At 62.8% G+C, this 12203-nt stretch carries 11 protein-coding genes and 1 pseudogene; 3 read left to right on the forward strand and 9 right to left on the reverse strand.

Annotated elements, in window-relative coordinates; genetic code table 11:
• Nucleotides 1–329 precede the first annotated feature (329 nt).
• Together CFE42_RS21070 and CFE42_RS21075 are read right to left on the reverse strand one after the other, a co-directional pair.
• Nucleotides 330–1032, reverse strand: a pseudogene (locus CFE42_RS21070) (hypothetical protein).
• 126 nt (nucleotides 1033–1158) lie between these two features.
• Complete coding sequence (locus CFE42_RS21075; protein WP_004634786.1) at nucleotides 1159–1731, reverse strand: DUF4337 domain-containing protein; 573 nt, start codon at nucleotides 1729–1731, stop codon at nucleotides 1159–1161.
• A gap of 305 nt (nucleotides 1732–2036) precedes the next feature.
• Between CFE42_RS21075 and CFE42_RS21080 the strand changes: the two genes are divergently transcribed.
• Together CFE42_RS21080 and CFE42_RS21085 are read left to right on the forward strand one after the other, a co-directional pair.
• Complete coding sequence (locus tag CFE42_RS21080) at nucleotides 2037–3242, forward strand: sterol desaturase family protein (RefSeq protein WP_004634788.1); 1206 nt, start codon at nucleotides 2037–2039, stop codon at nucleotides 3240–3242.
• Between the two features lie 17 nt (nucleotides 3243–3259).
• Nucleotides 3260–3778, forward strand: coding sequence for a cupin domain-containing protein (locus tag CFE42_RS21085; RefSeq protein WP_004634790.1), 519 nt, complete (start codon nucleotides 3260–3262; stop codon nucleotides 3776–3778).
• Here CFE42_RS21085 and CFE42_RS21090 read toward each other — a convergent pair whose 3' ends face one another.
• Entirely contained in the window at nucleotides 3779–3901 is a 123-nt protein-coding gene (locus CFE42_RS21090) for a hypothetical protein (protein WP_004634792.1), read from the reverse strand.
• 302 nt (nucleotides 3902–4203) lie between these two features.
• Here CFE42_RS21090 and CFE42_RS21095 point away from each other — a divergent pair, with 302 nt between their 5' ends.
• Entirely contained in the window at nucleotides 4204–5082 is an 879-nt protein-coding gene (locus CFE42_RS21095; protein ID WP_004634794.1) for a 2-hydroxy-3-oxopropionate reductase, read from the forward strand.
• A gap of 65 nt (nucleotides 5083–5147) precedes the next feature.
• Here the strand turns inward: CFE42_RS21095 and CFE42_RS21100 are convergent, their stop codons facing one another.
• From CFE42_RS21100 to CFE42_RS21125, 6 genes are all read right to left on the reverse strand, one after another.
• Nucleotides 5148–6551, reverse strand: coding sequence for an MFS transporter (locus CFE42_RS21100; RefSeq protein ID WP_004634796.1), 1404 nt, complete (start codon nucleotides 6549–6551; stop codon nucleotides 5148–5150).
• A 71-nt stretch (nucleotides 6552–6622) separates the two neighbouring features.
• Nucleotides 6623–7723, reverse strand: coding sequence for a porin (locus CFE42_RS21105; protein WP_004634798.1), 1101 nt, complete (start codon nucleotides 7721–7723; stop codon nucleotides 6623–6625).
• Nucleotides 7724–7899: 176 nt separating this feature from the next.
• Nucleotides 7900–8850 (reverse strand): PDR/VanB family oxidoreductase, encoded by a 951-nt coding sequence (locus CFE42_RS21110; protein WP_004634801.1) that lies wholly within the window; start codon nucleotides 8848–8850, stop codon nucleotides 7900–7902.
• Between the two features lie 21 nt (nucleotides 8851–8871).
• Entirely contained in the window at nucleotides 8872–9834 is a 963-nt protein-coding gene (locus CFE42_RS21115; RefSeq protein WP_004634803.1) for a VOC family protein, read from the reverse strand.
• Nucleotides 9835–9870: 36 nt separating this feature from the next.
• The gene (locus tag CFE42_RS21120; protein WP_004634805.1) at nucleotides 9871–11373 is read right to left on the reverse strand and encodes an aldehyde dehydrogenase; all 1503 of its coding nucleotides are present in this window, start codon (nucleotides 11371–11373) and stop codon (nucleotides 9871–9873) included.
• A gap of 16 nt (nucleotides 11374–11389) precedes the next feature.
• Complete coding sequence (locus tag CFE42_RS21125) at nucleotides 11390–12193, reverse strand: aspartate dehydrogenase (protein WP_004634807.1); 804 nt, start codon at nucleotides 12191–12193, stop codon at nucleotides 11390–11392.
• Between the last annotated feature and the right edge of the window lie 10 nt (nucleotides 12194–12203).

Below are 12203 nucleotides of genomic sequence, written 5' to 3' on the forward strand. Positions count from 1 at the left end.
CACCGAATCTCCAGCCAACCGTCAACCACCCAATCGACCGCAAACCCGCTCTACACCTGCTTCTCCACCACTTAACACCACCACCGCCACTTGCGTTTCGGCGCTGTGTTTTGCAGCGAGGGGCGAATACTAATGTGCGGAAGCGCGGCTGGCAAGCACTTTTGTGAGTCACTCGCAAAAATCTTGTTGATCGCCTGCTCGCTTCGCCGTGGGCCGCTTGCGTTATGGCAGGTTGAGAGGCCACCGAACGCCGCACCCGACCAACCTGCGACACGGATTGGGCCTGGCCATCGCCCGCCGCTTCGTTACTCATAGAGATGCAGTTGGCATCAATGTTTGCCCGGCGACTGGCACAGCTTCTGGTTGTAGAGGATGGCCTTGCTGGTGGACGCGTAGTTGTCGGCGTCGCACGGCAGCAGGATCAGCGATGCGTCCTTCTGCGCTGTGATCGCAGTCGTCTCGAACAGCACAGCGAGGCACTGGGCGGTGTCGCCACGATGGTATTCAGTCACGGCCAAGTCGCTGCGAGCCTTGTCGCGCTCGATCCAGTCCATGAAGGGATCGCAATCGGCGAGCAGCGAACGCAGCGTTGTACGTGCTGCCTCGTAATCCTTGGCGGCATATTGCTTGTGGGCGTGGCCGATGCGGGCTTGCCGCTGGCGGTCAGTGCAGGCGGCGGGTGCGCGGCGGTAGTCGCCATCAAACATAGCGCGCATGCCACAGAATTCTCGGCAGGCTTCGGCGGTCGCAGATGAATCCAGCTTGAGCCCATCCTTATTACCTGACACGGCGATGTGGCACTCGCCCTCATCCTTGTCGACGCCAACGCGACCCCCGAAACGTGCCTTCGATCGCGCACGTGTGGCAGTTGCCGCCAATTGTCGTGATGTTGAAGCTACCGCCCTTGACCGTCATCGTGCCGCTTGCGCTGCCACCCAGAATGTAGACATACTCGCCCGGCTCGACGGCAGGGCCGGCCGCCATGACGCACGCGCTAGCCAACAAGCCGGCCATCATCCATGTGCGCCACATCACCATTCGAAGTGTCATGGTGTTCATTCCGGATTCCTGGAGGACGGTGCCTCCTGCACGAGCGCCATTCTGGCTATCCGGCATGTCGGCACGCAACTTATCGGACGAAGAGCGCGCCCGAGGCTGTCAGATGTGAAGCAGCGCCAGCACGGCCACGACACCACCGACAGCGCCTACACCGTACGAAAGTACCTGCATCCAGCGCCGGCGGGAAAGCAACGTGATAGCCGCCAGCGCGATCGACACCTGAATGGCGACCACCGCTTGCGCCCACCGATGATGATGGTGCACGGCGAGCTCGCTGGCGTCGTCGGCCTCTTTGGCCAAGCGCTCCTGGTCTTCAGCCTGGCGACGGATGTCTTCCTTTTCGGCGGCGTAGCGCTGGGCTTCGCGCCTGGCGGCCGCCTGATCGGTGCCGGGCAGTTGGGCGGTCAACTCGGCAATCGCCTGCTTCTGACCTTTGGCCTGGTAGTAGGCCCAGCGGTTTGCGGCCTCGGTCTTGTGGATGGCGGCTTCATTCTTGGCCAGTAGCGCGGCGTTTTGCGTGGCACCGCCCTGGTAACCGAAGATAGCGCCGGCCGTCGAGAGAATCGCCGTCATGACGGCAATCCGCCCGGCAAAGCTGTCGGCGTGACCGCTTTCTGCTGCGTGCTCAAGCGCGTGATCGTGCGCGCCGTGCACGTGAAATTCCTCTGACATGGTTGCTCCCCTTTTTATCTGGTCTTGTACCGTCGTGCGCCCGTCAGGCACGGGCCTCACAATGCATGGCCTTGCACGGAAAGGCAACGCCCTGCGGTGCGCCGCCAACGCTGCAGACGCGATTTCCCGACATTGACGCACACGGGAAAAAAGTGCAGCAATCGCAAATCATTTGTACGCAGAAGAATAGCGCCGTTGAATACGCAAAACTGGTCCGTATAATCGCGCAGCAGTGCGAATGAGGGCCAATATTCGATTGGCAATCGCATTGTTAATAAAATAAAACAATACTGCGAGTCAGATCCATGGATGCGTCCCAAAAGCCTTTGGCGCCATTGCCCGAAGAGCATCACCACCCTGCCATCGTTCGCGTGGCCGACGCGACGATCCGCGATGCCAATGCGCTGCTCCATGCCAACGGCGGCCTGAAGTTTGGCCGGGGCATGATCGGAACCATCCTGGCGCTGGTGCTGGGCTTTCTGTGCTTGCTGGGCGTGCTGGCGTTTCACTTCCCGCAGTATCTGACGACGCCGGAATTACGTCGCGCGTATTCGGTGGATGTGATTCGGCAGATCCTGTTTGTCTCGCTGTTGATTTCCGGCGGATTATCGCTGGCGAATATCGTGCTGGATAACCGCCGTCGCCTGAACGGCCTGGCGTTCCTGTTCGTGGTGGTCGCCGTCGCACTGGGCGGCTCACGCGTGCCGGTCGGTGATTTTCCGGATCACACGCCGTATATCGGCATGGACTGGTTCATTCTGGATCTGCTCGGTTCGACAGCGATTTTCGTGCTGCTCGAGAAGCTGTTCCCGCTCTACAAGAAGCAGCCGGTGTTCCGCCCCGAATGGCAGACCGACATGGTCCACTTTGCGGTGAACCACTTCATCGTAGGGCTGGTGCTGCTGGTGGTGAACTTCCTGATCCACCGCGTGTTCGGTTGGATGGTGCATGCGGACTTCCAGCAGATGGTTCAGCACATCTGGTTCATTCCGCAGTTGCTGCTTTGCATGCTGGTGGCCGACCTGATGGAGTACGTCACGCACCGCGCGTATCACGAGGTGCCGTTCCTCTGGCGCTTCCACGCCGTGCATCACAGCGTGAAGACGATGGACTGGCTGGCCGGCTCGCGCCAGCACATTCTTGAACTGATCGTCACGCGGGTGGCAGTGCTGGGTCCGCTGTTCGTGCTGGGCTTCGACAAGGCCGTGGTGGATGTCTACATCATCATCGTGGGCTTCCAGGCGGTGTTCAATCACGCCAACGTGCACTTGCCGTGGGGCCCGCTGAAGTACATCTTCGTGACGCCGGATTTCCACCACTGGCACCATTCATCGGAAGACGAAGCGATCGACAAAAACTACGCCGCGCATTTCGCCTTCATCGATTACCTGTTCGGTACCGCCGTGAAATCGAAAAAGGCCTTCCCCGAGAAGTACGGCGTCGTGGGCGACTACATGCCCGACGGCTTCGTCAACCAGCAGCGCTTTCCGTTCCGCCGTCAGCAGAACTGAGTCGAAGGTTTCCCATCATGCCGCTCGCCCTCGCCGCCCAGAACCTCATCGCCCGCCTCGGGCTCGAACCGCACCCGGAAGGCGGCTTCTATCGCGAAACCTATCGCAGTGAGGAACGCATCCAGCGAGGCATCCCGCCCATCGAACGAGCGGCTGCCACCGCCATCTATTACCTCCTGGCGGATGATGCATATTCCGCCTGGCATCGGATCCAGTCGGACGAGTTGTGGCACTTCCATGCGGGGGACTCACTCAATGTGCATGTGTTGGAGGAAGACGGTACGGTGAGCACGCATCGCCTGGGCCACGCGGCCGACGATGCGATGGCGGTGTACCAGGCGGTGGTCCCGGCTGGCCGCTGGTTTGCAGCCGAGCGCGTGCCAGGTGAACATGGGTATGCGCTGGTCGGCTGCACCGTCGCTCCGGGGTTCGAGTTCAGCGAGTTCGAACTGGCTGACGGCGATGCGCTGCTGGCGAAGTATTCGGCACATGGCGATCTCGTCCGCAGGTTGCTGCCCAAGCCCCACGGCGCTTGATCAGCACCACACCACGCTTTCATAGCCCACCGTGCGGCGGTAGACGCTCATGCCCCGCCATGTGCTGTACTCCATGTAGGCACATGTCAGGACGACGATCCAGTTGGCTGCTGTGGTGGACATATTCCCTCCCATCTCGGCGTGCCCGATCACTTCTTATCGGCACGTTTTCAGTCTATGAGAGGGGGCTTCAAAGTCATTGCACGAGCAATGACGCTTCTTGCCCGCTATTTCGAGACCTCGCTTTCTCAAGGGCATCGCGCGTCGCAAACGCCCGCCGGGCGCCGCTCTCATGCATCCCGAAGCGCACAAGATGGCGAGCCGCCTAGCCTTCATTGATGTTGCTGATCTACGCTTGTGACAAGCGCTGCGGCGTGACGCACCCTCCTCATCCACATCCACCTAGACGCTTGCGGAAGACCATCATGGCAACCATCGGATTCATCGGCCTGGGCATCATGGGCGCCCACATGGCTCGCAACCTGCTCAAGGGCGACCACACCTTGATCGTCAGCGGCAAACATTCCGTGCCGGAAGATCTGCGTTCCCGCGCTACCGTTGTCGCGAATTCGGCGGCGGTTGCCCAAGCAGCAGACATCGTCATCGCCATGGTGCCGGACACGCCGGACGTGGCCAATGTGCTGTTTGGCGAAGACGGTGTCGCCCAGGGCCTGGCGGCAGGCAAGCTCTTCATCGACATGAGCTCGATCTCGCCGATTGAAACGCAGGCCTTTGCCAAGCGCGTCGAAGCGCTGGGGGCGGATTACCTCGATGCGCCCGTTTCAGGCGGTGAAGTCGGCGCGCGCGATGCAACGCTCACGATCATGGTCGGCGGCAAGGAAACGGCATTCGAGCGTGCCAAGCCGCTGTTTGCGCTGATGGCTAAGAACATCACGCACGTGGGCGACTCCGGTGCCGGGCAGACCTGCAAGGTGGCCAACCAGATCATCGTGGCGCTGACCATCGAGGCCGTGGGCGAAGCGCTGCTGTTCGCGTCCAAGGCCGGCGCCGATCCGGCGCGTGTGCGCCAAGCGTTGATGGGCGGTTTTGCTTCGTCGCGGATTCTCGAAGTGCATGGCGAACGCATGATCAAGCGGACGTTTGACCCGGGCTTCCGCATCGAGCTGCACCAGAAAGATCTGAACCTGGCGTTGGAGGGCGCCCGCAAGCTCGGCATCGCCCTGCCCAACACGGCCGCTGCGCAGCAGCTTTTCAACGTATGTGCGGCCAATGGCGGCAAGGCGTGGGACCACTCCGCCATGGTGCGCGCGCTGGAACTGATGGCAGATCACACCATTGCCTGAAGCAAACGGGAGGGGCCTGCACCAGAGCGCCCCTCCCCCGTATACGACCTTCAACCGCCTCCGGCTTACAGCTCAAGCTGCTCCAGCACTTTTCCCTTGGTCTCGATGCCGAGGAAATGGATGGTGATCGCCGCCAGTATGGGCACCAAAGCCAACAGCAAGAACGCATTGCTGATGTTGCCCGAGCCGATGGTCGATCCGATCAGCATGGGTGAAAAGATGGCCGCAATCTTCAGCCACGCGCCGCCCATGCCGCAGCCGATCGCCCGGATATTGGTCGGGTACAGCTCCGGCGTATAGACATAGGCAGTGATGAAGCCGCACGCCATCAACCCCAGCGCCAACGAGCACAACCCCGCCACCACATAGAGCGACTGCTCATGCAGCAGCCCAGCCAGCGCCAGCGAGACGCCGCACAGAACGAACGACACCACCATCACGGGCTTACGGCCTACCTTGTCGACGATCATCGCGCAGACCAACGAGCCGACCACACCCAGCACCGAAGCCAGCGCCGCCAGATTCAGCGCCAGTTGGAGCGGCGCGTGATAGATCGTCTTGTAGACCGTCGGCAGCCAGGTCGACAGACCGTACTGGATGAAACCGCACGTCGCCCACAGCATGGCCACGACCACCGTGCGCTTGATGTACACGGGGCCGAACAGATCGCGCATGCCGCGCTTCGGGTGGCGGTGCGACATCTGCTCAAACACCGAGGTGTCGCCCAGCGGAGGCTGCGGTTCCTTGGCCTTGGCTTCAAAGCGTGCCTGCGCGGCATCGGCCTCGGCCATGCGGCCATTGGTCGCCAACCAGCGCGGAGACTCCGGCACGGCCTTGGGCAGCGTGAAGAACAGCAACAGCGGAATGCCGCCGAGAAAGTACATCACCTCCCAGCCGAAATGCGGCACCAGCCACGCACCGAGCGCGTTGGACACCAGCAGCCCGATCGGGAACACCACCTCGTAGAGCAACACGAAACGCCCACGACCATGTGCCCGCGTGACTTCGTTGATGTATGTGGCTGCCACGGGCAGCTCGCCGCCCAAGCCGATGCCCTGCACGATACGCAGCGCTGCAAACACGGCAAAACTGGGCGCTACGCCGCACAGCAGGCTCATCAAACCGATGATGCCCGCGCTATAGCCGATCATGCGCACGCGGCCAAATCGCTCGGCGAGCATGGGAAACACCAACGCGCCGATCAACTGGCCGATGCCGGGGGCACCGATCACAAAAGCAATCTGCGCCGGGGTCAGATGCCACTGCGCAATCAGCAGCGGCAGCGTGGCCGCGATGACGATGACGTCAAAGCCATCGAAGAACGTCGCCAGCCCGATCAGCAGACGCGCGCGCACGTGCATGCCGTTGCTCTTGAGCCGCTCGATGCGGGCAACGATCTTGCCCAGGCTCATCGCGCCCAGCGACGCATCGTGGTCAATTCCGTTGTCAATCAAAACACCTGGCTTCATGTGAAGCTCCTTCCGGAGGAAGTTGATGCGCCACTGGGTCGCTGCCCAGCGGCGCGCGTTGGGTCAGGACGTCAGAACGAGTGGTGCACCCCGCTGCTTACAACCATCTGGTTGCGCTGCGCCGCCACACCTACGCCGTTGATGGCAGCAGACTGCGCATCGCCGGACGCACGCTGATACGTACCTTGCACGTACACCTGCGTGCGCTTGGAAAACGCGTACACGTTGCCGAGGCTGAACTGGTTCCAGCGGGCGCCCTCGTACTTGCTGAAGGTATAGCCCACGTTGAGCGTGTTGGCGGCGCTGTAATGCCACGCGGTACCCAGGTCGACGTTTTGTGCGCGGGCGTTGGCGCCGCCCAGCGTGATGCGCGTTTGCGTATAGACCGCGCTGATCTGGACCGGCAGGCCGCTGAACTGATACAGCGCGCCGGTACCGAACGACTTGACCGAACTCATCGGCGTCATCACGCCGGGCACGAGCGTCGTGCCGAGCGTGTTCGTGATACCCAGGCGACCGGCGATGTCCAGCGCGCGGTCATTGGACGCGGTATAAGCCGCGGCTGCACGGAACCCGCCGTTGGTGTAGTACGCACCGAGGCTGTAACTGCGGCTCTTCGACGGCGAACCGGGTACCTCGCCAAAGCCGTACATGCCGCCCAGTTGCAGGCCGCCGAAGATGGGCGAGACGTAGCGCACGGCGTTGTCGATCTGGAACTGGTTGGCCAGGTTGTCGAAGTTGCCGGGGTGGAACAGGTAGAAATTGGTGAGCTGGAACCCGTTGCTGAGGCGACCGAGGTAATCGAACATGAAGTCCGCCTGATGGCCAAGCTGGATATTGCCCAGGCGATCGTTCGTCAGGCCCACCCACGCCGTGCGGTTGAACAGTTTGCCGGCGACCACGCTGCTGCCGGTGTCGCCCAGAAACCCCGATTCCAACTGGAAGATGGCCTGCGTACCGCCGCCGAGATCTTCCGAGCCGCGCAGGCCGAAACGGTCCGGCTGCATGGTGCCGGGGTCCATGCGCAGCGCCGAGCCGCTAGACGCGCTGCTCTTGAGGCTGTTGATGTAGGCCACGCCTTCATCAATGCTGCCGTACAGCGTCACGTTGCTCTGGGCCGCAGCGGTGCCAGCCAGGCTCATCGCCGCAATGGCGAACAAGGTTGTCTTCATTTGCAGTTTCCTCCACTGGACAAGGTGTCCGCCCCGCCAGTTGTTATCGCCGTCTTGGTGGACGAGCTGGTTGTGGTTCTTGCTTTGTTTCGTATGCGAAACGTCGTTTAAAAGAAAAACAGGGCGCAAAAAAAGACGGCGCGGCTGGTCAGGCCGGCGCCTAAACCATCCTGCGCTTACAGATCGATCACCAGGCGCTTGCCCTTACAGCCGGATACGCAAACCATCATCGTCTGGTTGGATGCACGCTCGCTCTTGGAAAGCACGCTGTCACGGTGGTCGGGCTCGCCTTCGAGCACGCGCGTTTCGCACGAGCCGCACACGCCTTCCTTGCAGCTGTGTTCCACCTCGACGCCAATCTCCAACAGCGCGTCGAGCAGCGACTTGCCCGCCGGTACACACAACTCGGCACCGTTGCGCGCGAGCTTGACCTGGTATTCGCCCTCCTGCACCGATTCCACACCGGGGTCGGCCGCAAAGCGTTCAATATGGACGTTGGTGTAGCCCAGCGCCTCACAGGCCGCATCGAATGCCCGCAGCATCGGGCCGGGGCCGCAGCAATAGAAATGCGTATCGGCCGGATGCCCTGCAAGCAGCGCTTTCAGATCGGGGGCGCCACCGGCTTCTGCGTCCAGGTGAAAACGCACCGCTTCGCCATGGGCGGCAAGCTCATCGGCAAAGGCCGCTTCGGCACGCGAGCGGGCGCAATACAGCATCGAGAACGCCTTGCCTTGCTCGGCCAGGCGACGCGCCATGCAGACGATGGGCGTCACGCCGATGCCACCTGCAACCAGCACGGTACGCGGCGCGGTTTCGTCCAGCTCGAAGTGATTGCGCGGGCCGCCGATCTTGAGCGTCGAACCGACGCGCAATTGCTCGTGCACATAGCGCGATCCGCCGCGGCTGTTGCGGTCGAGCAGCACGCCGACCACATATCGGTCACGCACCTCTGGCGCGCCGCACAGCGAATAGCTGCGCACCAGCCCGTTGCCGAGATGCAGTTCGATATGCGCGCCGGGTGCGTACTCGGGCAGCGCCTTGCCGTCGACATCGCGCAGCTCCACGCTCACGATGCCTTGGGCTTCGTAGCGCATGGCATGCACGCGCAGGTTGAGGGGGGAATTCATAGCACGTCTCTCTGCAACGTTTCAGCGCTTTTCCGTGAGGAACTTGCCTTCCAGGCCGGCGACGTTTTTCTGCCGGCGTGTGTTGCCGTCAATGCCGCCGTCGATGGCCCATTCGGCGAACACGGTCGGGCCGGGCTCGAAATCGCGCGGCTGCCAGTCGGCGTCAAGCTGGTCTTCATCGGCGTAGTACTCGATCAAGCCACCGGCAGGGTTCTTGAAGTACCAGAAGTACGCCGACGAAATCGGGTGACGACCCGGGCCTAGTTGCGTTTCCCAGCCGCAGCGCGACACATGCATGCCACCGCCGAACACTTCGTGGATGTCGCGCACGGTGAAGGCGACGTGGTTGAGCCCGCTCTTCGCCTGCGGCGTTTGCAGCAGGAACAGATCGTGATGGCCGCCTTCCGGCTCACAGCGCAGGAACGCCCCGCGGCCCGGGTAGTGGTCGGACGGCACAAAGCCGAGCTTGTCGATGTAAAAGCGCTCCGTGGCCGCCACGTCCTTCACGAAGAAGACCACGTGGCCCACTTCGATGGGCGTGGCACGCGCGTAGATCGGGCTCGGTTGATTGCGGCGCGGTTTGTCCGTCCATGTGTTCATGGCTGCGCATTGCACGTCGACATCGCGCTTGGTGGTCAGTTGCACGCGCACTGCCAGGCCGTTCGGGTCGGTGCAGCCGACGCGGCCGTCGGCGTGCACATAACCGGGCTGGTCAGCCAGTTTGTCGACCAGGCGATCGAGCACAGCCTGCGAATCGGTGCCCCAGATCACCTCGCACAGCGTCGGGCCGGCTTCCATGGCGGCCGGCAGCGTGGCATCGTCCCTGCGCTTGACGCGCACGCGGCAGCCGTTGAGCGTTTCGAACAGCAGGCCGCTGGCGTCTTCCGATTGCAGGGCAAGGCCCCAATCCAGGAAGAACTGCTTGCAGGCGGCGAGGTCGTCGGCACCGTAGACGATTTCGTCGATGCCTCGAATCGTGTTCATCTTGATCTCCTGTGGTCTGGGTGTTTTGTTTCAGCTTCAGTTGGCGTTGGCCCAGGCCAGCGGCTGTTCATTCAAGCCCCAGTAGAGGCTCTTCTGCTCCATGTATTGCAGGATGCCGAGGCGGCCCTTCTCGCGGCCGAGGCCGCTGTCGCGCCAGCCGCCAAAAGGCGTCGAGATCGAGAACTGCTTGTATGTGTTGATCCACACGTTGCCGGCCTGCACCGCGCGGCCGATGCGCCATGCGCGCTTGTAGTCGCGCGTCCAGATCCCGGCGGCCAATGCGTAGACGCTGTCGTTGGCCTGTTCGATCAATTCGTCTTCATCGTCGAACGGCATGGCGACGAGCACCGGGCCGAAGATTTCTTCCTGGCAAATGCGCGCGCTGTTGGTGAGCCCTTCGATGATGGTCGGCGTGTAGAAGTAACCCGACTCACAGCCCGCGATTGCTGGGCGCAAGCCGCCCGTGCGCAGGTGGCCGCCCTCTCCCACGCCCATCGCAACGTACGACTCGATGGTCTCGCGGTGACGATCGGTGATCAGCGGGCCCATCTGCGTCGATTCATCGGCCGGATTGCCGACACGCAGGCGTGCCGCGGCAGCGGCCAGACGATCCATGAACGGCTCGTAGAGCGAGCGCGCCACAAACAGGCGCGAACCTGCGATGCACGATTCGCCCGATGAACTGAAGATGCCGTACAGCACGCCATTCACGGCGTGCTCGAGATCGGCATCTTCAAACACCATCGTCGGCGATTTACCGCCGAGTTCGAGCGACACCGGCATCATCTTGTCGGCCGCAATGTGCGCGATATGGCGGCCCGTGTTCGTGCCTCCCGTGAACGACACGCGGCGCACCAGCGGATGCTTGGTGATCGCATCGCCAATCACGGAGCCCTTGCCCGGCAGCACGCTGATCATGCCCTTCGGCACGCCCGCCTCTTCACAGATGGCGGCAAGTTCCAGTGCCATCAGCGGTGTGACTTCAGCCGGTTTGACGACGACGGCGTTGCCCGCGGCCAGCGCAGGCGCCATCTTTTGCGCTTCGCTGGCAATCGGCGAATTCCATGGCGTGATGGCCGCCACCACGCCCATGGGCTCATGCACGCTCATCGTCAGGCAATCGCCGCGCATGGGCGTGAGCGACTCTTCCAGTGTCTCGCATGCGGCGCCGAAGAACTGGAACGTGGCCGCAGCGCTTGCCACCAAGGCGCGCGTTTCGTTGATCGGCTTGCCGTTATCCAGCCGCTGGCGTTGCGCAAGTGCTTCGCTGCGCGAGCGGATCAGCTCGGCGATGCGGTACAGGACCGCGGCGCGTTCGTGCGGCTTGCGCTGCGCCCAGCCGCTGGAGAGGAAGGCGCGATAGGCACCGGCCACAGCTTCTTCCACGTCGGCGACGCTGGCAGCGTTGAGTTCCGCCACCACTTCGCCCGTGGCGGGGTAGCGCGTGACATAGCGCTCGCCGGTGCCGAGGCGCCATTCGCCTGCGATGCAGATCGGCAGCAACGAGGTCGCAGTTGCGTTCAGGGTAGAGACAGTCATGGCGCAATGGCCTCGCTTAAATCGAAACGGCGTGCGCGCGGTTGCCCAGCGCACGCACCACGCTGAACACCGTCAGCGCAGAAGTCTTGGGATTGGCCGCCAGCGGCTTGCCGCGCATCGTCAGTTCGAAACCGCCAAAGGCACCGCGTGCCTCGACGTGATGGATGTTCTCGTCCACCGTCGGATCGGCCAGCAGCTTGACGTGCGTGTGCTCAAGCCCCAGGCCCGCCAATGACAGCGTGGCGGCCACATTGGCGTTCTTCGGGAATAGACGCGCAGCTTCGCGGGCGTTGCCTTCGAAGATCACGGTCGGCACGCGCAGCGCATCGAGGTCGAACTGCTGTTCGGCCGGCGTGTCCTTCCAGGCGCGCGGTGGCTTGCGGCCCGTGTAGATCACAGCGTCGAGCCCGCCGACGCGCGCAGCGGCCAGTGCGTCGATGGCGCCGATGGCGCCCGACAGCAGCTGCACCTGCGCGTTGCCACGGCGGGCCGCTGCCTCCAGCCGCTCGGCCACGCCGGGTTGAGACAGCGCACCGACCGATACCACGAGGCAATCAATGCCCTGCTCCAACGCCGGCAACACATGTTCTTCAAGCGCGTCATGGCCAGCGCACTCGACCAGCAGATCCGTATGCGCGTCGGCCGACAGATGCGTCGTGACACGCGCATTTGGTGCGAACGGGGCGATGGCCTCGCGCGCCTTGTCCATCGCGTGCTCGGGCACGATTACGGCGTCAAAGCACACATCCGGATCGCTCTTGAGCAGTTCCAGTACGCCCTGCCCGATCGCTCCGCACCCGACCATCGATACATGCAGCATGTCCGGCTCC

The organism is Ralstonia sp. PBBBR1 (assembly GCF_002256165.1).
Classification (GTDB): Bacteria; Pseudomonadota; Gammaproteobacteria; order Burkholderiales; family Burkholderiaceae; genus Ralstonia; species Ralstonia thomasii.